Source organism: Pseudorhizobium flavum (assembly GCF_044142885.1).
GTDB classification, from domain to species: Bacteria; Pseudomonadota; Alphaproteobacteria; order Rhizobiales; family Rhizobiaceae; genus Neorhizobium; species Neorhizobium flavum.
Map to the genome: position 1 here is coordinate 187629 of NZ_JBIOKZ010000005.1, position 21774 is coordinate 209402.

21 protein-coding genes and 1 other annotated feature are annotated in these 21774 nt (G+C 62.9%); of the genes, 10 read left to right on the top strand and 11 right to left on the bottom strand.

Annotated features, from left to right (window positions below; genetic code table 11):
- Positions 1–23: 23 nt before the first annotated feature.
- The 3 genes from ACEPP2_RS12040 (at position 24) to ACEPP2_RS12050 (ending at position 1359) form a co-directional block, all read left to right on the top strand.
- A complete protein-coding gene (locus tag ACEPP2_RS12040) occupies positions 24–362 on the top strand; it encodes a hypothetical protein (protein WP_395516737.1) in 339 nt (112 codons plus the stop codon).
- A gap of 100 nt (positions 363–462) precedes the next feature.
- The gene (locus ACEPP2_RS12045) at positions 463–768 is read left to right on the top strand and encodes a hypothetical protein (RefSeq protein ID WP_395516738.1); all 306 of its coding nucleotides are present in this window, start codon (positions 463–465) and stop codon (positions 766–768) included.
- A 150-nt stretch (positions 769–918) separates the two neighbouring features.
- Positions 919–1359: a MarR family transcriptional regulator gene (locus ACEPP2_RS12050; RefSeq protein WP_395516817.1), complete on the top strand. Its 441-nt coding sequence runs from the start codon at positions 919–921 to the stop codon at positions 1357–1359.
- A 10-nt stretch (positions 1360–1369) separates the two neighbouring features.
- Here ACEPP2_RS12050 and ACEPP2_RS12055 read toward each other — a convergent pair whose 3' ends face one another.
- The 5 genes from ACEPP2_RS12055 to ACEPP2_RS12075 all read right to left on the bottom strand — a co-directional run bounded on the left by ACEPP2_RS12055 (position 1370) and on the right by ACEPP2_RS12075 (position 6545).
- Positions 1370–1780 carry an ester cyclase gene (locus ACEPP2_RS12055; protein WP_395516739.1) on the bottom strand — a complete coding sequence of 137 codons (411 nt, stop codon included), beginning with the start codon at positions 1778–1780 and terminating at the stop codon, positions 1370–1372.
- 114 nt (positions 1781–1894) lie between these two features.
- Positions 1895–3379 (bottom strand): SulP family inorganic anion transporter, encoded by a 1485-nt coding sequence (locus ACEPP2_RS12060; protein WP_395516740.1) that lies wholly within the window; start codon positions 3377–3379, stop codon positions 1895–1897.
- A gap of 71 nt (positions 3380–3450) precedes the next feature.
- Positions 3451–3508 (bottom strand) — a sequence feature (sul1 is cis-regulatory element that is thought to sense ions involved in sulfur or methionine metabolism; They are found in Alphaproteobacteria).
- A gap of 99 nt (positions 3509–3607) precedes the next feature.
- Positions 3608–3934 carry a DUF1236 domain-containing protein gene (locus ACEPP2_RS12065; RefSeq protein ID WP_395516741.1) on the bottom strand — a complete coding sequence of 109 codons (327 nt, stop codon included), beginning with the start codon at positions 3932–3934 and terminating at the stop codon, positions 3608–3610.
- A gap of 156 nt (positions 3935–4090) precedes the next feature.
- Complete coding sequence (aspS, locus tag ACEPP2_RS12070; protein WP_395516742.1) at positions 4091–5878, bottom strand: aspartate--tRNA ligase; 1788 nt, start codon at positions 5876–5878, stop codon at positions 4091–4093.
- 223 nt (positions 5879–6101) lie between these two features.
- Positions 6102–6545 carry a BA14K family protein gene (locus ACEPP2_RS12075; protein ID WP_395516743.1) on the bottom strand — a complete coding sequence of 148 codons (444 nt, stop codon included), beginning with the start codon at positions 6543–6545 and terminating at the stop codon, positions 6102–6104.
- Between the two features lie 279 nt (positions 6546–6824).
- On the opposite strand from ACEPP2_RS12075, the gene ACEPP2_RS12080 reads away from it, so the two are divergent.
- The 5 genes from ACEPP2_RS12080 (at position 6825) to ACEPP2_RS12100 (ending at position 11070) form a co-directional block, all read left to right on the top strand.
- Complete coding sequence (locus tag ACEPP2_RS12080) at positions 6825–6950, top strand: hypothetical protein (protein WP_395516744.1); 126 nt, start codon at positions 6825–6827, stop codon at positions 6948–6950.
- Positions 6951–7011: 61 nt separating this feature from the next.
- Positions 7012–7458, top strand: coding sequence for an SH3 domain-containing protein (locus ACEPP2_RS12085; protein WP_172973605.1), 447 nt, complete (start codon positions 7012–7014; stop codon positions 7456–7458).
- Positions 7459–7594: 136 nt separating this feature from the next.
- Positions 7595–8833 (top strand): MFS transporter, encoded by a 1239-nt coding sequence (locus ACEPP2_RS12090; protein ID WP_281977583.1) that lies wholly within the window; start codon positions 7595–7597, stop codon positions 8831–8833.
- Between the two features lie 83 nt (positions 8834–8916).
- The gene (gene rnd / locus ACEPP2_RS12095; protein WP_395516745.1) at positions 8917–10062 is read left to right on the top strand and encodes a ribonuclease D; all 1146 of its coding nucleotides are present in this window, start codon (positions 8917–8919) and stop codon (positions 10060–10062) included.
- Positions 10063–10065: 3 nt separating this feature from the next.
- Positions 10066–11070 (top strand): DUF2891 domain-containing protein, encoded by a 1005-nt coding sequence (locus ACEPP2_RS12100; protein WP_142586955.1) that lies wholly within the window; start codon positions 10066–10068, stop codon positions 11068–11070.
- A 374-nt stretch (positions 11071–11444) separates the two neighbouring features.
- Here the strand turns inward: ACEPP2_RS12100 and ppx are convergent, their stop codons facing one another.
- The 4 genes from ppx to ACEPP2_RS12120 are packed head-to-tail and all read right to left on the bottom strand — an operon-like array spanning position 11445 to position 17066.
- Positions 11445–12962, bottom strand: a complete 1518-nt coding sequence (gene ppx / locus ACEPP2_RS12105) for an exopolyphosphatase (protein ID WP_395516746.1) — start codon at positions 12960–12962, stop codon at positions 11445–11447.
- Positions 12963–12979: 17 nt separating this feature from the next.
- A complete protein-coding gene (locus ACEPP2_RS12110; RefSeq protein WP_395516747.1) occupies positions 12980–15166 on the bottom strand; it encodes an RNA degradosome polyphosphate kinase in 2187 nt (728 codons plus the stop codon).
- Between the two features lie 60 nt (positions 15167–15226).
- Complete coding sequence (hdaA, locus tag ACEPP2_RS12115; RefSeq protein ID WP_077547092.1) at positions 15227–15934, bottom strand: DnaA regulatory inactivator HdaA; 708 nt, start codon at positions 15932–15934, stop codon at positions 15227–15229.
- Positions 15927–17066, bottom strand: coding sequence for an AI-2E family transporter (locus tag ACEPP2_RS12120; protein WP_077547091.1), 1140 nt, complete (start codon positions 17064–17066; stop codon positions 15927–15929). Before ACEPP2_RS12120 ends, hdaA begins: the two co-directional genes overlap by 8 nt.
- 173 nt (positions 17067–17239) lie before the next feature.
- Between ACEPP2_RS12120 and purM the strand changes: the two genes are divergently transcribed.
- Positions 17240–18313 carry a phosphoribosylformylglycinamidine cyclo-ligase gene (gene purM / locus ACEPP2_RS12125; RefSeq protein ID WP_395516748.1) on the top strand — a complete coding sequence of 358 codons (1074 nt, stop codon included), beginning with the start codon at positions 17240–17242 and terminating at the stop codon, positions 18311–18313.
- Positions 18310–18987, top strand: a complete 678-nt coding sequence (gene purN, locus ACEPP2_RS12130) for a phosphoribosylglycinamide formyltransferase (protein WP_077547089.1) — start codon at positions 18310–18312, stop codon at positions 18985–18987. The genes purM and purN overlap by 4 nt, the downstream gene beginning before the upstream one ends.
- Before the next feature lie 14 nt (positions 18988–19001).
- Here purN and ACEPP2_RS12135 read toward each other — a convergent pair whose 3' ends face one another.
- Positions 19002–19592, bottom strand: a complete 591-nt coding sequence (locus ACEPP2_RS12135) for an NUDIX domain-containing protein (RefSeq protein WP_077547088.1) — start codon at positions 19590–19592, stop codon at positions 19002–19004.
- Positions 19589–21727, bottom strand: a complete 2139-nt coding sequence (locus ACEPP2_RS12140; RefSeq protein WP_395516749.1) for a molybdopterin-containing oxidoreductase family protein — start codon at positions 21725–21727, stop codon at positions 19589–19591. Before ACEPP2_RS12140 ends, ACEPP2_RS12135 begins: the two co-directional genes overlap by 4 nt.
- Positions 21728–21774 lie beyond the last annotated feature (47 nt).

Here is a 21774-nt window from a genome sequence, read left to right on the forward strand (position 1 = left end):
CTGAGCGGATGGAGGTTACGCCGATGCCCCGGTTTCTTGCCGTCTACACGATGAAGCCCGAGGACCTTGCGTCGTTTCGAAACATGCCGAAGGCCGAGCAGGATGCGGTCGATGCCGTGGGCGTAGCGCAATGGAAAGCCTGGGAAGAACGCAATGCCGCGCTCATCGTCGATCGTGGCGGAATGGTTGGCAAGACGACACGCGTGACGAAGGACGGCGTGGCGGCGGCCCGGAATCCGTTCTGCGGCTATCTCGTCGTCGAAGCGGTAACCGCCGAAGCGGCCGCGCAGCTATTCCGCGACCATCCGCATCTGACCGTATTCCCAGGTGACGGCGTCGACATCATGCCTTTCGTGACGTGACCGACAGGCGACAAATGCTCTGGATCGCGCTGGGGCACTGGAATTGACCGAACGCGATCTCGCGGCGACACTTGGGCCAACTGTCTGGGAGGAAAGAAGAATGGATGAACATGGCCGCTGGCGGCAGATGCGTTCCGCACCGAAGGACGGCAGTCGCATTCTTGTGACCATACGCCCGTCCGAACAAGGCCCCGGCGCCGTCGATCTCGTCTACTGGGCCAGCGGAGACCAGCATGGAGGAGAGGCCTGGCGCTCCTCCGATTCCGCGCCCGGCCGGATCATCGAATATGCGGAGCCGGAGCTGAAGTGCTGGATGCCGATGCCTGCAGCTAATGTCGAGGCACTCACCTTGCCCCCCGCATGGGAAGGCAAGGACGAGGCAGAACTTGACGGCTCCGGCATATAGGATCGGCGAGAGACGCAGTCGTCACCGCGATCCGGCGCGACACGTCGTGCCGGCAGTAGTTTAATGGCGGTTATGCTGACCAACGCAGTTCCATTGGGTTTTGCTTGCGCACACGAGGTCCAACGGGTGTTTCGCAGGATAGGGAAAGTGATGGCCGCAGACGCCGAATCGGAAAAAGACACCACTGCACTGACCCTTGCAGAAGACCTTCGCGTCACGCTTGGCAAATTCATCCGGGGCGTCAAGACGAAGGCGAATACCCCGACAACTTCGCAGTCGGAAACGCTATCGCTTCTGGACCGGTCAGGGCCGCTGAGTGTTGCCGAACTGGCGGAACGTCGCAACGTCAGGCATCAGAGCATGCGGCTGGTTGCCGGGCAGCTGGAATCGGCTGGGTTGATCAGCAAGATGCCCAACCCAGCCGACGGGCGCAGCCAGCTTCTTTCCATCACCGAGAATGGACGTGCCGAACTGCTCCGCTCTCGCCGGGCCCGGACATCGGAGATCGCCGCCCTGATAGAGGAACGCCTTTCGCAGGAGGACAGACGAACGCTTGAAGCAGCCGTCCGTTTGCTCGATCGGCTACTCTAGCCTGACCCGATCATGGCTTCGACAGGTTCGCAAGGATGTTTGACAGCGTGTTCAAACCCCAATGCTCCGCATATCTGCCGTCCTGGACTCGCACGATGTCGATCACGCTGATGGCGATTTCCCTGCCTGTCGCCGGAACGCCCAGAAGGGTTCCCGTGTGTACTCCACTGATCGTCTTTCGCGTGGTGACCTTGTCGCCTTCGGCGACCTGATCGTGAATCGTCACCGTCAGGTCCGACAGGGCAGGACGAAGGACGGTCTGGAAGGTGTTCCACATGCTTTCGGGGCCATTCGGCATTCCTTCCGGTGCCGCGTGGTTGATGAAGTCCGGCGCCATCATCGCGCGGAATTCGTCCTCATTGCCATTCTGGATGACTTCGATGTTGAAGCGACGAACCACTTCCTTGTTTATGGCGGACATCAAGACCCTCGCGGAATATACAGTTAGACTGTACACTCTGCCTAACCAAATTTGCAGACTGTTGCAAATCTTGCCGCCCCTGGCGCCTTCACGCGCCAGTTATGGCGAATTCGCTCAGTGCCCAGCCAGCGTCTGCGGCGCGTCGTCCTTGTCGTGCACGCCGAAGCGGTCGATCATGTGGGCGCTCGCTTCATTGAGGCCACGCAGTTCCACCTCGACCCCGTGGCGGCGGAACTTCAGCACCACGTCATCCACGGCACCGACGGCAGTGATGTCCCACAGATGCGCCTCGGTCACATCGATCGTTACCCGCTTGAGGGGTTCGGAAAAGTCGAACGCCTTGATGAAGCTCTCGGTGGAGGCGAAGAAGATTTCGCCGTCGACGTGATAGGTGCGCTGCGTGCCGTCGGCACTCGCTTTCGAGCGGACATGAAAGAGCCGTGAGACCTTGCCGGCAAAGAATACGCCGGAGAGTAGCACGCCGACCAGCACGCCCTTCGCCAGATCATGGGTTGCCACGACGGTGATGACCGTTGCCAGCATGACGATCGACGACGGCAGTGGGTTCCGGCGCAGGTCGAGGACGGAGCGCCACGAGAAGGTGCCGATGGAGACCATGATCATCACCGCCACTAGGGCGGCCATCGGGATGATGCGGACGATCTCATCGAGGACGAGGATCAGGAAGAGAAGGAAGGCGCCGGCAACGAAGGTCGACAGGCGCCCGCGCCCGCCGGAGCTGACATTGATGACGGATTGACCGATCATCGCACAGCCGCCCATGCCGCCGATCAGACCGGAGGCGATGTTGCTCACCCCCTGCCCTACGCATTCCTGGCTCTTGTTACTGTTTGTGTCCGTCATGTCGTCGACGATCTTCGCCGTCAGGAGCGATTCCAACAATCCAACAGCCGCGAGAGCAAGCGAATAGGGCAGGATGATCTCCAGGGTTTCCCAGGTGAGCGGCACCTGTGGCAGCGCGAAGATCGGCAGGCTGTCTGGGAGTTCGCCAAGATCACCGACCGTGCGTATGTCCATGCCGAAATAGAAGGCGACGGCCGTCAGCACCGCAATCGCCACCAGCGGCGACGGGATGGCGCGCGTCACCAGAGGAAAGAGATAGATGATGGCGAGGCCGGCTGCAATCATCACATAGGTCTCGACCGGCACGCCGATCAGTTCCGGCAATTGCGCCATGAAGATCAGGATGGCGAGCGCGTTGACGAAGCCGGTCATCACCGACTTGGAGACGAAGCGCATGACGCGGCCAAGCCGGGCAGCACCCGCGAGGATCTGCAGGAGGCCCATCAGCAGGGTCGCGGCGAAGAGATATTGCAGGCCGTGGTCGCGGACCAGCGTCACCATCAAGACCGCCGTTGCTGCGGTGGCGGCGGAGATCATGCCCGGGCGTCCGCCGGTGAAGGCGGAGACGCAGGCTATGGCGAAGGAAGCGAACAGGCCGACCTTGGGATCGACACCGGCAATGACCGAAAAACCGATGGCTTCAGGGATGAGGGCGAGTGCAACGACGATGCCCGAAAGGATGTCGCCGCGGATGTTGGAAAACCATTCGCGTTTGTAGTGTGTGAGACCGTTCATCTGGGATTTTTCGCAAAATGAGCATCGGCCGGAAGCGGGTGTTTTCGGCGGGAGGAAGAGATGATGCTTTGCGTTGTCCGGCGGATCGGCGGCCGGAAGAGCCACCCGGGAATTTCACCCGAGTCCTTGTGATGGAGGGTCTATAGCGGCTAGGTTGCTGCAGTGCAACTTGATCATCGTCAGGCGACGAAGGAAAGCCCGGATCGGCGATCCGGGCTTTCGAAGCTATCAATCCAGAACCTGAATGACGGTGCGGGTCTGCGGGTTTACCAGCACCCGGCGCTCGTTGACGACGGTATAGGCATAGTCATTGTAGCCATCGACGGTGCGCACTTCCACCGCCTCCGGAAGCGGGGCGCCGACGACGATCTCGCCTTCGTAGGCAACCGAAGGGACGCGCTGCTCCATGACATAGGTGCGGACTTCGCCGGGGACGACAACCGTTGCACCTGTCACGACCGGCGCCTGTTCCTGGACGACGATGGCGCTCTGCGCCAGAGCAGCGCCCGAAACCATAACGAGGGCCGCGGTGGCGGCGATGAGCTGAATGCGCATGTTCTTTCTCCTGTGCTTCTGCTGGCCAGACAATACCGGAGGCAGAGGATGGTTCCCCTCGCAGCGGCGATCAGCTCTTCACCAAAGGTGTACCGGTGAAACACAAACGGCGGCCCGAGGCCGCCGTCTGTGCAATTCGATGGCTGGGACGCCAGCTCAGTCCTTCTTCGAGGGCACCACGCGCAATGCAAGTTCGCGCAGCTGCGTCGCCGTTGCGGGCGACGGAGCGTTCATCAGGAGATCCTGCGCCTGCTGGTTCATCGGGAAGAGCGTGATCTCGCGCAGGTTCTTCGCACCAGTCAGCAACATGACGATACGATCGACGCCGGCCGCCATGCCGCCGTGCGGCGGTGCGCCGTACTGGAAGGCACGGTAGAGGCCGCCGAAGCGTTCCTCGACGTCCGCCTGGCTCAGGCCCACTTTCTCAAAAGCCTTGACCATGAGTTCCGGCGACTGGTTACGGATCGAGCCGGAGGCGATCTCGAAGCCGTTGCAGACCATGTCGTACTGGAAGGCCTTGATCGTCAGCGGATCCTGGTTTTCCAGAGCGTCCATGCCACCCTGAGGCATGGAAAACGGGTTATGGGCGAAGTCGACCTTCTTCTCGTCCTCGTTCCATTCGAAGAACGGGAAGTCGACGATCCAGCAGAGCTCGAACCGGTCCCTGTCGATGAGGTTCAGCTCGTCGGCCGCACGGTTGCGGGCCTCGCCCGCGAACTTGTAGAACTTTTCCGGCTCGCCGGCGACGAAGAAGCAGGCATCACCCTCGTCGAGGCCGAGCTGGGTGCGGATCGCCTCGGTGCGCTCCTCGCCGATGTTCTTGGCGAGCGGGCCTGCCCCCTCGAGTACTGCACCTTCCTGACGCCAGAAGATATAGCCGAGGCCGGGCTGGCCCTGGCTCTGCGCCCAGGCGTTCATGCGGTCGCAGAAGGCGCGGCTTCCGCCGGTCCTGGCAGGGATTGCCCAGACCTCGACCTTTGAATTGGAAGCGATCATGTTGGCGAAGACCTTAAAGCCGGAGCCGGCGAAGTGCTCGGTGACGGCTTCCATGACGATCGGGTTTCGCAGGTCCGGCTTGTCGGAGCCGTATTTGCGGATCGCCTCGTCATAGGGGATGCGCGGAAATTCGGGGGTGACTGGCTTTCCTTCGGCGAATTCCTCGAAGATACCGCGGATGACGGGCTCCATGGTCGTCCAGACATCCTCCTGCGTGACGAAGCTCATCTCCAGGTCGAGCTGGTAGAATTCGCCCGGCAGCCGATCGGCGCGTGGGTCTTCGTCTCGGAAGCAGGGGGCGATCTGGAAGTAGCGGTCAAAGCCGGCGACCATCAGCAGCTGCTTGTACTGCTGCGGCGCCTGCGGCAGCGCGAAGAACTTGCCCTCGTGAATCCGGCTCGGGACGAGGAAGTCGCGGGCACCTTCCGGCGAGGACGCGGTCAGGATTGGTGTCGAATATTCGGTGAAGCCGACATTGGCCATCTCGCGGCGCATGGCAGCGATCACCTGGGTGCGCTTGACGATGTTCCTGTGCAGCGTTTCGCGGCGGAGATCCAGGAAGCGGTACTTGAGACGCACGTCTTCCGGATAGTCCGGCTCGCCGAAGACCGGCAGCGGCAGTTCCTTAGCGGCAGAGAGGACTTCGATCTCCTGGGCGTAGAGCTCGATCTCGCCGGTCGGCATGTTCTTGTTGATGGTATCGTCGGTGCGGGCCTTCACCATGCCATCCACACGGATTACCCATTCGCCACGAACGGTCTCGGCAATCTTGAACGCCGGCGAATCGGGATCCGCGACGACCTGGGTCATGCCGTAATGGTCACGCAGGTCGATGAAGAGGACGCCGCCGTGGTCGCGGACGCGATGGACCCAACCGGAGATGCGGACGGTGGAGCCGACATCGGACTTCCTGAGGGCGGCACAGGTGTGACTGCGGTAACGGTGCATCTTTAGGTATCCCGGACTGGTGCGATGCTGAATCAAGCGGCGTGCGAAGCACTGCCGGACAGCTGGCAAGAAAATCGGCGCGAAAAGCGCATGGTCAGCCCGGTTTGTCAAGGCGCAAGAGGTCTTCGCCGAGGCCAGACGCCGGCGCAAACGGTAAGACCCGCCACCGGGTCACGGTGGCGGGTCTTACTGCGGAGGCGTTATGCGTCCTTATCCGGTGACACTATAGATAGGGCGACCTGCACTGGGCACGTACGCCGACCCGAGGCACGTAGGTATTGTCGGAAGCGCGATAGGTGCGGTAGCGGTTGGCGCACCACTGGACATGCCTGCTGGGCAGCGCCTGCGCAGGCCGACCCTGGTTGATCGCGCCGCCGATGATCGCGCCGGCTCCGAAGGCAGCGAGCGGGTACCACCAGCCATCATTGTGGCGACGGTAACCACGACGATATTCCCTGGATCCGCGATGTCCGCGGTAATAACCGCGCCGATCGTCCCGATCCCGATAGTAGCGACGATCGCGATCCCGATGATTCCGGACCTGCTCCACGTCGGAGATCTGCGGAGCCTTCACCGTCGGCATGACGACTGCTCCGGCGGGGAAGACGGAGGTGACGAACATCAGGGCACTGACTGCCCCGGCCGCGAGCGTTTTTCCGACAAACATCAGAGATATCCTTTCATCTAGCTTCGGGTGGAGAACCGATCCTCTCCAATTCGGTTCCCGCACAGAAATGTTACCGGGCCTGTTACAGCGGAATCGTGGTTCCTGCGGCGTTAACCACCGCACCCAACCGGCATTGCGATCGCTGCCCCAAGGCGCGCTGTATTCGTCGGCAGTTCGATTGCCCGATTGATCCCAGGTTGCCGGGTTAACCACGCTTGTTCAGCTGTGATTAATTTGACTCATCTACTTTAGACGCTGTTAACCGTTGAGGATCAGCCGATGCCACTTCAGGGTCCAGCATTCATCCTTGCTCTTGCGGCCTTTCTCGTCGGCGCTCCATTGCTCGCCAAGCACGCCGACACCAATCGTGGTCCCAGCTACCATGTTGTCGCGGCGACTTTCTGAACGCTTCACACCCTCCTTGGGTTTGGCTCTCGCGGCGCTCGCCGGGTCTGCCGGTTTGCTGATGCCGGCCCTCTCTTACGCGCAGGTGATCCCTGGCGAAGAGCACTGCGTCGTGAACGTGCGGACAGACGACGTCCTGAACGTTCGGCGTGCGGCGGCTTCGTCCGCACCAATCGTCAACCGGCTCCGGCACGACGAGTGCGGCGTCATCGTTATTGGCGAATGCCAGGGCAACTGGTGCCCAGTGGAAACGAGGCACGACACCGGCTGGCTTCACAGGCATTACATCTCGATGGTGTCTCCTTCGCTCTACTGCGTGACCGGCGTCGCCCCCGACGACCGCTTGAATCTCAGGGCCTGGCCTTCGCCGCAGTCGAAGGTGCTGGCACGCCTGCCCCGCAACCAATGCGACATCGCGTTCCTGCCCTATGCGAGGAATGGTTGGCAGAAGATAAGGGTCGCGGGCTGGGAGGGATGGGTCAACCGTCGCTACCTCAGCGGCCAGTAGCGGACGCATCCCGAAGCGGCTCTCGCTGTATTATGGCACGCTGATTTCCAGAGACAGCGGAAGCATTGCCGGCCTATGCTCGCTTGCTCCACCGCACGGGGAGCGAGTCGCGCAGCACGTCTCCCGAAAGCACTCCATGAGCCAGATCCGTCCGCTGATTCCCCTGCTCGTCACCGCCGGGATCCTCATCGGCGGCAACGGGCTCCAGGGCACGTACATCGCCCTGCGCGGCTCCTACGAAGGCTTCTCCCCTTCCCTCATCGGCATGATTGGTGCCGGCTACAGCGTCGGCTTTGCCATCGGCTGCATCTACGTCACCCGGCTGCTGCGCGAGATCGGCCATATCCGCACCTTCTCGGCCATGGCCGCGATCGGCGCATCCTGCTCGCTGGCGATGTCGCTGATCATCGATCCGACCTTCTGGTTCCTGATGCGCTTCGTTATCGGAATTGCGGTGGCAAGCCTGTTTGCGACGGTTGAAAGCTGGATCAACGCCAAGGTGACGAACGCCAATCGCGCCCGCACGCTTTCCATCTACCGGCTCGTCGACCTCGGCTCGGTGACGGCGGCGCAGTACATGATCCCGGTGGCGGGCATAGAGGGAACGGTGATCTTCAGCATCATCGCGATCGCCATGACCCTCTCGCTGGTGCCAATCTCGCTTGCCGACCGCTCGAGCCCGACGCCGCCCGAGGCGATCCGCTTCGACCTCAAGGCGGTCTGGCGCATTTCGCCGCTCGCAGTCGTCGGCGTCGTTTGCGTGGGCCTCGCGATGGCGGCCTTCCGAAATATCGGGCCAATCTACGGGGAAGCGATCGGCATGAGCATCACCTCGATCGCCACCTTCATGAGCGCCGGCATCATCGGCGGCGTTGTGCTGCAATATCCGCTCGGCGTGTATTCCGACCGGCTGGACCGACGGACCGTCATCCTGTGGACGACGATCGGCTCCATCATCACGGGTGCCTATCTCTCCTTCGGCGCGGGCACGAGCGAGACCGCAAACATCATCGGCGTCTTCCTGTTCGGCGCCTTTTCGATGCCGCTCTACTCGCTCTGCTCCGCCCACGGCAACGACTACGCCAAGGAGGGCGAACACGCACTCGTCTCCGCCGGACTGCTCTTCTACTGGTCGGTCGGCGCAACGGTCGGGCCGCTACTCGCCTCGCTGCTGCTCGAATATTACGGTCCGGACGTCTTCTTCATCTATACCTCCGTCATCTTCGCGGGATTTGCGGTCTTCACGCTGAGGCGAATGGGGACGCGTCCGCCGGTGCCACCGGATGAGCGGCCAAGGCGTTTTCGGGCACTGCTCAGGACATCGGCCTACTTCAACAAGCTCGCCGCGCCACCAGACAAGGAAGACCGCCGCTGATTTGCGGGGTTATATTGACATATCGGGTTGGAAGGAGAAGGAAGGCTGAGCCTCTTATCTCTCCATTGTTGTGACCGGACCTGATGATCGAAACGACTGCTGCCCTCGAAGACGCCTGCGCCAAGCTCGCCCAATCGGACTTCATCACCATCGATACCGAGTTCCTGCGCGAGACCACCTTCTGGCCGCAGCTCTGCCTGATCCAGATGGCGAGCCCGACGACGGAGGTTCTCGTCGATCCGCTGGCGAAGGGCCTAGACCTCAAGCCATTCTTCGAGCTGATGGCCAATAGTAAGGTGGTCAAGGTCTTTCATGCAGCGCGCCAGGATATCGAGATTATCCACCACCTTGGCAATCTCGTGCCGCATCCGATCTTCGACACGCAGGTCGCGGCCATGGTCTGCGGCTTCGGTGACAGTGTCTCCTATGACCAGCTCGTGCAGCGCACCACCGGCGCCCATATCGACAAGACCTCGCGCTTCACCGACTGGAGTCGGCGGCCGCTTTCCGAGAAGCAGCTGGAATATGCATTGGCGGACGTGACGCATCTGCGCGACGTCTATGCCGCGCTGAAGGCTCAGTTGGAACGGGAAGGCCGCGCCGGCTGGCTGACGGAGGAAATGGCGATCCTGGAATCGGCCAATACCTACGACATCCATCCCGATGATGCCTGGCTGCGGCTGAAGGCGCGGCTCCGCAAGCCAACCGAGCTCGCGATCGTCAAGTTCGTGGCGGCATGGCGCGAGCGGGAAGCGCGCAGCCGAAACGTCCCGCGCTCGCGGGTTCTGAAGGACGATGCGATCTACGAAATCGCCCAGCAGCAGCCGAAGGACACGGACGCGCTCTCGCGGCTGAGGACGATCCCGAAGGGCTGGGAACGGTCCGCCTCGGGAACCGCGGTCATCGAGGCGGTCAATGCCGCGCTTGCATTGCCGAAGGCCGAGATGCCGCATGCCCCGAAGCCGACGCGCTCTCCCGAAGGCACCGGTGCTGCCGTTGAGCTTCTCAAGGTGCTGCTGAAGCTGATCTCCGACAAGGAGGGTGTCGCCGCCAAGGTGATCGCCAATACCGACGATCTCGAGAAGATCGCCGCAGAGGGCGAAGACGCCGACGTGGCCGCGCTGCATGGCTGGCGGCGCGAACTGTTCGGCGACACGGCCTTGAAGCTGATCTCCGGCGGCGTCGCACTACGCTTCGTGGACAAGAAGGTCGAGGCGGTGGAGCTCTAGGCTATGTCCCCTGCCATGACCGCCGAGATCGCCCAGCATTTTACGGCTATCGCACTCGGTCACGTGCGGCGGGAATATCCCAACAAGCCGGGGCATGTTCTGGCGGGGCCGGAGGATGCGCGCACGCCGCGAGAGCTGCATCCGATCTTCTACGGCAGCTTCGACTGGCATTCCTGCGTGCACGGCTACTGGATGCTGGCGCATCTCCTGCGGCGCTTCCCGCAGATCGAGGCGGCGCCCGCCATCCGGGCACTGTTCAACGCACAACTGACGCCGGACAATGTGGAGGGCGAATGCGCCTATCTGGCCGCGCCGGAGGCCCGCGGCTTCGAAAGGCCCTATGGCTGGGGCTGGCTGCTGAAGCTCTCGGCGGAACTCTCCCTGCACACGCATCACGCCTGGTTCGACACGCTCCAGCCGCTGGCGGATGCCTTCGTCGCGCGCTTCGAGGATTTTTTGCCGATTGCCACCTATCCGGTGAGGGTCGGGACGCATTTCAACACCGCATTCGCCCTGCGACTGGCTGCCGATTATGGGGAGGCAACGGGGAATGGGGCACTGTTCAGCCTGCTGTCCGCGACGGCACTGCGGTGGTACGGCGCTGACGAGAACTGCCCGGCTTGGGGCGAGCCGTCCGGCGACGACTTCCTCTCCTCCGCCCTGGTCGAAGCCGAATGCATGCGCCGGCTGATGCCGCGAGACGACTTCCTTGGCTGGTTCGACCGCTTCCTGCCTCAGATCGAGGCCGGACAACCGCAGACGCTGTTTAGTCCAGCCCGGGTCTCCGACCGGTCGGACGGCAAAATCGCCCATCTTGACGGCCTCAACCTCAGCCGCGCCTGGTGTTGGCGAGCGCTGGGCAAGGCGATCCCGGAGGACGATCCGCGCCGATCGATGATGGTTGCGGCTGCCGAGGCACATCTCGCCGCCGCGTTGCCCCACGTCGCCGGCGACTACATGGGCGAGCACTGGCTGGCGAGCTTCGCCACGCTTGCGCTGGAAGGGTAGCTACTCTGACAAATCCGACGGAGTTGAGGTTAATCGCCGCTGCATTCGCAGCTACCGCTGGAGTTGAACTCTTCAGCCAGTTGCGCCGGGCAGGACTACTATCGATGTCCGGGATGTATTGGATCGCGATTGGTGGCTTTGCTCTGAACCTTGGGCTCGGCTTCATCGGGTTGCGAACCTCTCACCGATGGTTATGGGCTCTCTACTTGATTGCCAGTGTAGCGGGCTTTGTTCTCATTGGAGCCTCGACACCTATATCCGCGCTGCTGCTCCTGGCTGTCTTCGTCAGCAATGCAGGCTAGCGCCCCTTGGCAGAGTACTGAACTAGTGGCGCCTTGAGCCGGGAATCATGAGGGTCTGCCCTCGCCGCGGACCTATTCGAATCGGAAGGCCAGCCGCTTGCCCGTGAGCTTTGCGAGTTGCTGCAGGCGGCCGTCAAGACGCTCGCCGGCGAAGTTGGCATGCTCGGGCGGGACCACGAACTCGAGGTCGAGGTCGGGCGACGACGAAGGTCGGAAGGACAGGCTATTGACGATGCCTGGCATGGAGGCGGAGAAGAGGTAGACGACCCGCAGCATGCCGCCGAGGAGCTTTGCCAGATCCTGCAGGCGGGGGCCGGCAATGGCCGCCAGCGGCTCCGACGCGCCGTCATCCTGCAGCCCTTCGAACCGGTGGTAGTTGGCAAGCGCAAGATAGGCGCGGCCCGGATGAGTGATGCCGACCAATGACGAATGGGCAATGAGGTTCAGTGCCTGCGGCCCACGATAGTCTGGATGGGCGCGCCAGCTGATATCGGCGAGCAGGCAGGCAGCCTGTCGGTAGCGGCTCTCCTGCTCGGTCTCTTCGATGCCGAAGAGCGAGACCATCCGCCCCGTCCATGCCGCGAGTTCGCGCGCGTGTTCGGGCGAGCGGGCGCGCAGGATTGCCAGTTGGTCGGCGGCGACCAGCAAAGGATCAGATGCCTTCTCCTCATCCGAGAGCCGCGAATAGAGATAGCCTTCGCGCACGCCCTGGGCGGAGAAGAGGATGCGGCCAGGCTTCATCACCCGCAGTACCTCCTGCATGGCGACGGCGCCGAAAGGCAGCAGGGCGCGGCGGTTCTTCGAGACGGCCTGCCAGGACGGATGTTTGCTGTCGCCGGACACCACCGTATCGAGGAAGGAGGCCATATCCTCGTAGCTGACCTCGTAGCCCTGCATCATGTGCAACGGATATCCCGTCATTTCCATGTGCAGCTTGGCAATGTTTCGCCAGGTGCCGCCGACGGCATAGAAGGTCCGTCCCTCCCCTTTCTTCAGAAAGGACGCCCGCGCGACCTGCTCGGCGGCGATCGACCTTGCCTTGTCGATGGACTGGCCGGAGGTTTCGGACAGCCGCAGGCCGCCGAGAGGAAGGGTGATTCCACGGCCAACCTGCTCACCGCGGATATCGATGAGCTCGAGCGAGCCGCCGCCGAGGTCGCCGGCGATTCCATCCGGATCATGGAAGCCGCTGATGACGCCGTAGGCGGAATAGAGGGCCTCTTCCTCGCCCGTCAGCACCTGGATTCTGCAGCCGAGGATTTCCTCCGCATCGCGGATGAACTTGTCACCGTTCGACGCCTCCCGTGCCGCGGCTGTCGCAAGGGGATAGATGTGCGCGGCGCGGGCCTGCTCGGAAAGTGCCCTGAAGCGGCGTAGCGCCGCCAGTGCTCTCTCGACTGCCGTCGGATCCATGCGACCGGTGGAGGCAAGGCCCTTACCGAGCCCGCACAGGACCTTCTCGTTGAACAGCATCGCGGGCGAGCGCGACAAACCCTCGTAGATCACGATGCGTACGGAGTTGGAGCCGATGTCGACGACGGATACGGGAGCGATGCCCGGCAGCCGGCCCTGCGCTTCAGATCTTACCATACGGCCTTTTTCTCGGCTTAGTTCCTGCGCCCGGACATCAGGCCGGCAATCAGTTTCGGAGCACTTGAATTGAGAGCTTCACCACGACCGGAAAGGCTCGGATTGGTCATGAAATACTGTTGCGCGTTGAAAGGTTCCTCGCCCGGACGCACTTCGATGCGCCTGGACGTGCCGTCGGGCAATATCTCGTAGCTCTGCTGGTTGTCAATCAGGTTGCCGAGCATGATCTGCGAGAGCACCTGCTCGTGCACCGTCGGGTTCAGGAGCGGTACGAGCGTCTCGACCCGGCGGTCGAGATTGCGCGGCATCATGTCGGCAGAGCCGATGTAGACGAGCGCCTTGTCGGACGGCAGTCCGTAGCCGTTGCCGAAGCAGAAGATGCGGCTGTGCTCCAGGAAGCGACCGACGATCGACTTCACCCGGATATTGTCGGAAAGACCCGGCACCTGCGGGCGCAGGCAGCATATGCCGCGAACGACGAGGTCGACGTCCACGCCGGCGGCGCTCGCCCTATAGAGCGCGTCAATGATCTCCGGATCGACCAGCGAATTCATCTTCATCCAGATCGCCGCCGGCGCGCCGTTCTGTGCGTGGACGATCTCCTCCTCGATGTGGCGAAGGATGCGCGGGCGCAGCGTATAAGGCGAAACGGCCAACTTCATGCTGTCTTCCGGCTCGCCATAGCCGGTGATGAAGTTGAAGACATTCGCCATGTCGTGGGCAATCTTCGGATTGCAGGTGAAGAAGGAAAGGTCCGTATAGATCTTGGCGGTGACCGGGTGGTAGTTCCCCGTGCCCAGGTGGCAATACGTCCGGAGCCTGCCGTCCTCTCGGCGCACGACCATGGACATCTTGGCATGGGTCTTCAGCTCGATGAAGCCGAAGACAACCTGGACGCCGGCGCGCTCCAGGTCGCGTGCCCAGCGAATGTTGGCTTCCTCGTCGAACCGGGCCTTGAGCTCGACCAGTGCGGTGACGGATTTGCCGGCCTCCGCCGCATCGATGAGTGCCCGGACAATCGGGCTGTCGTTCGACGTGCGGTAGAGCGTCTGCTTGATGGCAAGCACATCCGGATCGCGCGCCGCCTGCAGCAGAAACTGCACGACCACATCGAAGCTCTCATAGGGATGGTGGACGACCATGTCCTTTTCGCGGATCGCTGCCAGGCAGTCGCCGGCATGTTCGCGCACGCGCTCGGGGAAGCGCGGATTGAACGGCTCGAAGCGCAGGTCTTCCCGCGGGGCCTTGGTGATTTCCGAAAGCGTATTGAGGGCCAACAGCCCCGGAAGAACCGCAATACGGTTGTCCGGCACGCCAAGCTCCTGCACCACGAATTGGCGCAGTTCAGGCGGCATTTCCGAATCCGTCTCGATCCGGATGACCTTGCCGCGGCGGCGGCGCTTCAGGGCCGTCTCGAAGAAGCGAACGAGATCCTCGGCCTCTTCCTCCACCTCGATATCGCTGTCGCGGATGATGCGGAACGTACCCGCGCCCTTCACCACGTAGCCGGGGAAGAGGCGGTTCGTAAACATCCCGACGACGTCTTCGAGGGTGATGTAGCGGATGGCCGCTCCCTCGTCGGGCAGGCGGATGAAGCGGTCGAGCGTCGGAGGAAGGCGGAGCAGCCCCGTCATCGGCTCGCGGCCGTGCAGGCTTTCAAGCTGCAGCGCGATCGAGAAACCGAGGTTCGGAATGAACGGGAACGGATGGGCAGGGTCGATGGACAGCGGCGTCAGCACCGGGAAGAGTTCGTCATCGAAGGCATTGGCCAGCCAGGCGCGGTCGTCGCCGGAGAGTGCGGCCGGCCGAACAATCAGGATGTCCTCGCGAGCGAGGTACTGCTGCAGGACGGCGAGCGAGGCCTGCTGTTCCATCTGCAGGTTGTCGATCTCCTGCAGGATGGCGTCCAGCTGTTCGGCCGGCGTCTTGCCGTCCGGGCTGCGGATGACGATACCCTGACGCACCTGGCCCTCGAGGCCGGCCACGCGGACCATGAAGAATTCGTCCAGGTTGGCGGCCGAGATGGATAGGAAACGCACCCGCTCCAGCAAAGGATGGGCGGTGTTCAGCGTCTCTTCGAGAACGCGGCGATTGAACTGCAGCCAGGAGAATTCGCGGTTGATGAAGCGATCGGGATTCTGGAGCAGATCCTCGGTGACAGGTGCCATCCCTTCCTGCCCATGCGGTTCCGTCGTCACGTCCATTCCATCGCCCCCAAGTTATTCTACGGCCGATATTACAGTTTGGCGACGGAACTATGACAGTCAATCATCCTCGACGGTATTTCCGACCTCGTTCAGCACTTCCGCCGCAAGTTGCCGCGTGATCCGCGTGCCGCGACCGAGTGCCAGGCGGTCGAGCCGATCGACGATCGTCTGCGCAGCAGCCAGCGAGCGTTCCATCCGGGTGACGATATAGCCGACAAGCTTGTCATCAATGTAAAGCTGGCGGTCGGCGAAGAGCTTGACGATTACCTGCGCGAGCAGTTCCTCGTCCGGCTCACCGATTTCCACCACCGTTGCCGCCTTGAGGCGCGAACGCAGGTCGGGAAGCGCCACGGGCCAGGACATGGGCCAGAGGCGCGAGGTAATGAGCAGGCTGTGGCCGTTCTCGCGCACGCTGTTGATGACATGGAAGAGTTCCGTGTCATCGAAGCCCTGCCGTTCGGCATCCTCGAAGAGAACCGAGCCTTGGGCGGCGGCGGCCGAGGATCCAGAACCCGCCTGCGGATGAATGGGTGTCGCACCACTCTTTTCCCGCCAGATGGCGGCAAGGTGCGACTTGCCGGAACCGACCGGTCCCGCCAGAATGACGATGGGCGACGGCCAGTTGGGCCAGGCATCGATGATTGAGACGGCCGCGCTCAGGCGCTCGGAGACCAGCAGGTCGTCCCGCCCGGTGGCGGCATCATAGGGGAAGGAAAGCGGCAGCTGCTCATGGCGGCGCCGGTCTTTCTCGGTCGGATCAATCATTGCTGTCCCGGGAATGCTCCAGTACCTGCGGCGGCTCCTGCCAAGGAAGCGCGGCCTTTCGGCCATAGTAGAGGTCGCTCTCAAGATACCGCGACAGCGCAAAGCGGACAAGCACGCCGACCACGGCGGCGGCGGGTACGGCAATCAGGAGGCCGACAAAGCCGAAGATGAGGCCGAACGCAAACAAGGCGAACATAAGCCACACAGGGTGGACGCCGATCCGCGAGCCCATCAGCTTCGGCTGCAGGATGTTGCCCTCGATGAACTGGCCCGCGAAGAAAACGGCTGCCGTCGCTATGATCCAGGTGAAATCGGGCCAGAATTGAACAAGCGCCACCCCCACGGAAAGAAGCAGCCCGACGAAGGAGCCGATATAGGGGATGAAACTGATCAGCCCTGCCGCAAAGCCTATGAGCAGTCCGAAATTGAGCCCGATCAGCGACAGGCCGATGGCATAGAAGGCCCCGAGGATGAGGCAGATGGAGCCCTGCCCGCGAACGAAGCCGGCGATGGCATTGTCCATGTCGAGCGCGAGCCGACGGACCGTGACAACCTGATCTCTTGGAACCCAGCTGTCGACCCTGGCAATCATCTTGTCCCAGTCGAGCAGGATATAGAAGGCAACGACCGGCGTGACGACCAGCAGCGAGACGACGTCGAGCAACGTCTTGCCCGAAGCCCAAATCTGGCGGAGCAGGCCGGTAATGAAGCCCGCCCCTTCCGACATCACGTTGGAGAAGTTCTGCTTGGCCGTTTCGATCTGCGTGCTCAGCCAGTCCGGCAGGAAGGCGTCGGGGGTGGCGATCAGCTCCTGCAGGCGGGTGACATAGCCCGGAAGTGCCGCGGCGAATTCGTTCAACTGGCTGACGATCACGGGAATGATGATCATCAGCGACAGAACGAAGACAAGGACGAAGCAGATAAGGATCACGACGCTTGCCATCATCCGGCTCAAGCCGCGCCGCTCCAGCCAGTCTGCCACTGGGTCGAGAAAATAGGCGAGCGCCATGCCGGCCACGAAAGGCAGCAGGATCGAGCGAAACGCCCACAGGAAGACAATGAAAACGATCAGCGCCGCCAACCAGAAGAGGATGTGACGGCGCAGGCTCGCTCCGCTGATGTGGTAGGGCATCGCCGTCTTCCCCGGTGGTTGGCCGCAGTCCAACACGGATAGGCTGGCGCCGCGTCGACGGTCAAGTCCATCGACCTCCCTTACCCGCTATCCCCTGCCAACGCTGGCGAAGTGCTTGCATAAGCCCGCAACCCGTGCAATGGCCCTCGAAGCTTAGCGAGCGGAGACAGGCGATGAGCGAGACAGGCAGGAACGGCCTCACCTATAGCGATGCCGGGGTCGATATCGATGCCGGAAACCTGATGGTCGAGAAGATCAAGCCGGCCGTCCGTTCGACCCGCCGGCCCGGCGCAGACGGCGAGATCGGCGGCTTCGGTGGCCTGTTCGATCTGCGTGCCGCCGGCTTCATCGACCCCGTTCTGGTCGCCGCCAATGACGGTGTCGGAACCAAGCTCAAGATCGCCATCGATGCCGACCACCACGACACTGTCGGGATCGACCTCGTCGCCATGTGCGTCAACGATCTCGTCGTTCAGGGTGCCGAGCCGCTTTTCTTCCTCGACTATTTTGCCACCGGCAAACTCGATCCGGACCAGGGTGCTGCGATCGTGCAAGGCATTGCGGAAGGTTGCCGGCAGGCAGGGTGCGCGCTGATCGGCGGCGAGACGGCGGAAATGCCCGGCATGTATGCCGGCGGCGACTACGACCTGGCCGGATTTGCCGTCGGTGCGGCCGAGCGTGGCCAGTTGTTGCCGGTCGGCGATATCGCCGAAGGAGACCTCATCCTCGGGCTCACCTCCTCCGGCGTTCACTCCAACGGCTTCTCGCTGGTGCGCAAGATCGTGTCAGTCTCAAAACTCGGCTGGGATGACGCTGCACCCTTCGCGGATGGCAAGAGCCTGGGAGAGGCGCTGCTGACGCCGACGCGCATCTATGTCAAGCCACTGCTCAGGGCAATCCGGGAGACGGGCGCGATCAAAGCACTGGCGCACATTACCGGCGGCGGCTTCCCCGAAAACATTCCGCGCGTGCTGCCGGCCAACCTTGCAGCGGAAGTCGATCTCGACTCAATCCCTGTGACGCCCGTCTTCTCCTGGCTCGCAAAAACGGGCGGCGTGGAGGCGAAGGAAATGCTGCGAACCTTCAACTGCGGCATCGGCATGATCGCCGTGGTTGCCGCCGAGAATGCCCAGGCGGTTACCGACGTCCTGTCCGCAGAGGGCGAGGTCGTGGTGCCGCTCGGCCGGATGGTGTCGCGTTCGGAAGGTGGGCCTGGTGTCATCTACCAGGGCACGCTTGCCCTATGACCTCGGTCGAGAGCCACAGCCGAAAACGCGTCGTCGTCTTCATCTCCGGCGGCGGCTCAAACATGCTGACGCTGGCGAAGGCCTGCGCGGCGCCGGAATGGCCGGCAGAGATCACCTGCGTCATCTCCGACAAGGCTTCGGCCGGCGGCCTGGCGAAGGCCGAGGCGCTTGGCATCCCGACGAAGGTCTTCGAGAGGAAGGCGTTCGCGAGTAAGGCTGAGCATGAAGAGGCAATCCTCGCCGCGCTCGACGAGATCGGTCCGGACATCATCTGCCTTGCCGGCTACATGCGGCTCCTCTCCGCCGACTTCATCCGCCGGCACGAAGGGAATATCCTCAATATCCACCCTTCCCTGCTGCCGCTTTTTCCCGGCCTACACACCCACCAGCGCGCCATTGACGCGGGCATGAAGATCGCCGGCTGCACCGTTCACTTCGTGACCGAAGGCATGGACGAGGGGCCGATCGTCGCACAGGCGGCGGTTCCGGTGCTGGCGCAGGATACGGCCGAGACGCTCGCCACGCGCATCCTGACGGTAGAGCATCAACTCTATCCGCTGGCGCTGAAGCTGGTGGCGGAGGGCAAGGTGCGGATGGAGGATGGGCGCGCTGTGACGACGCCGGGCGCTGCCACGGCGCTTGCGGAACAGACGCTGATCTCCGGCGGGCTCTGAGGGTTCGGGGACGCCTACAGTCTTTCCCGGTTCAGTGCCGCCCACTGCAGGAGCATGATCGTCTTGCCGTCGCAGATCTCGCCGGTGCCGATCATGGCCAAGGCATTGTCGAGCGGGATTTCAAGAACCTCGATGTCCTCGTGCTCCTCGTCTAGGCCACCACCGTCGTGCACCTGGTGGCTGAGGTCGATGGGTGCGTAGAAGAAGTGAATGCGCTCGGTGACCGCACCGGGCGACATGAAGCACTCGAAGAGGAAACGGACCTCGCGTACCTCGTAGCCGGTTTCCTCGACCGCTTCGCGGCGGATCGCCTCCTCCGGATGGTCGCCGTCCAGAAGACCGGCCGGAGTCTCGATCACCCAACCGGAATGGCCGGTCACATAGGCGGGCATCCGGAACTGCTTGACGAGAACGACGACCTGCCGCTGCGGATCATAGAGAAGGATCGTTGCGCCGTGGCCGCGGTCATAGCATTCGCGCGAGAGACGGTGAACTTCGCCACGGGAGTTCGTGTAGTCGAAGGTCACCTTGCGCAGGTGGTACCAGTCGTCCGAGAGCGTCTTGTCTTCGACGATCTCGACCTTGGCATTCTCCAGTTTACTCATGCGATATCCTTGCGCAGCCAGACGCGATTGTCATGAAAAGCCGCCCCCCCATAGGGAGCGACGGCATCAGCGCCGGTGAGGACGTTGATCCCCTCCCCGTCGAGATGCGCCTTGTTGGGCCAGAGACCCTCGGCGATCAGCACGCCTGGTTTGGCGCCAGGCACGATGCGCGCATGCAGGCGGATCTCGCCGCGCGTGTTCCCGAGGCGGACGATGTCGCCATCGATGATGCCAAGGCGAAGCGCGTCGGATGGTTCTATCATCACTTCCGGCCGGCCTTCCTTCTGGGCGGAGGTCGGCGTTTCGGCGAAGGTCGAATTGAGGAAGTTCCTGGCGGGAGACGTCGCCAGGCGGAACGGATGCTCGGCATCGGCTTCCTCTATCACCGGAACGTAGTCCGGGAACTTCGGCAGGGCCGCCATTGGACCCATGGGTCCGAGGCTTTTCGGCGGACGATTGGGCGACGGGCCGTTCGCCCAGTCGGGGCTGAAGCGGAATTTCCCGTCGGGATAGCCGAAGCCGTTGAGATAATGCGCCGTCTCGAAATCCGGCTGCGCATCGATCCAGCGCTGCAGCGCCAGGCTGTCGTAGCCGGGCCAGCCGCTGGCGGCGAGCATGCGGTCGATGTGCTCGCGTTCCGAGAGACCGAAGCCCGGGAAATGCAAGACGTCAAGACGCTTGGCCAGTTCCTCGATGACGAAGAGGTTGGTGCGCACCGTCTCCGGCGGCTTGACCAGCTTCGGGCCAAGCAGGATGTGGTTCTGGCCGCCGGCGCGATAGAGGTCGTCATGCTCCAGGAACATCGTTGCCGGCAGGACGACGTCGGCCATCTCGGCCGTCTCGGTCAGGAAGTGCTCGTGGACGGCGACGAACAGGTCATCGCGCGCGAAGCCCTGCTTCACGCGACGCTGCTCCGGCGCAACGTTAACCGGATTGGTGTTCTGGATCAGCAGCGCCGTCACCGGCCCGCGATGGCGCAGCGCATCGGCATCCCCCGTCAGCACGCGGCCGATCTGCGATTGGTCGAGCATGCGGATATCGGGATCGGCGTAAGCCGTGCCCATCAGTTCCGACTTGTTCAGGCGGAAGATGTCGCCATTGTTGTGGAAGGCGCCGCCGCCTTCGTGCTGCCAGGAGCCGAGGACCGTCGCGATCGACAGCGCCGCGTGCATGGAGACAGTGCCGTTGCGCTGGCGCCCGAAGCCGTAGCCGAGGCGGAAGAAGGTCTTCTTCGTGGTGCCGACGAGGCGGGCGAAGGCTTCGATCTCCTCCACCGTCAGCCCCGTGATCGCAGATGCCCACTCCGGCGTCCGGGTCCGCAGATGCTCCTCCAGCCCGGCCGGGTCATCCGCAAACTTCGCCATGTACTCGCGATCGGCGTATCCGTCTCGGAAGGCGACATGCATGACGGCACAGGCAAGTGCGGCGTCGGTGCCGGGCTTCAGGATCAGGCCCATATCGGCCTGCTTCATCGTCGGATTGTCGTAGATGTCGATGACGACGATCGGGGCGCCGCGCTCCTTTCGCGCACGCACCGCATGGGTCATCACGTTGACCTGGGTGGAGACAGCATTCGTCCCCCAGATGACGACGCAGTCGGACTTGGCCATCTCGCGCGGATCGGGCCCGCGCAGCGCACCGGTACCCATGACATAGCCGGTCCACGCCATGTTGGTGCAGATGGAGCCGAAGAAACCGGAATACTTCTTGGCGTGGCGCAGGCGCTCGATGGAATCGCGCTGCACCTGACCCATGGTACCGGCGTAGAAATAGGGCCAGACAGCCTCGGAGCCGTGCTGCGCCTCCGCCTTGACGAAGGCATTGGCGATCTCATCCAGCGCGGCGTCCCAGGAGATCTCCTGCCAGGCGCCCTCGCCCTTCGCACCCAGCCGGCGCTTCGGCGTCAGCAGGCGTTTCGGGTGGTAGATGCGCTCGCTATAGCGGGCGACCTTGGCGCAGATCACGCCGGCAGTATAAGTGTTTTCGGCCGAACCACGGACGCGGCCGATCCTGCCTTCGGCCGTGAGATCGACATCGAGCGCGCAGGCGGACGGACAGTCATGCGGGCAGACAGTGTGGCCGACGCGCGTGACGTTGGAAGCGGCTTTCGCCGTGATCGGGGTCGCAAGGTTCATGGCTTTTCTATATGCCATGCACAATGCCGCAAAAAGCGCGATTTGCG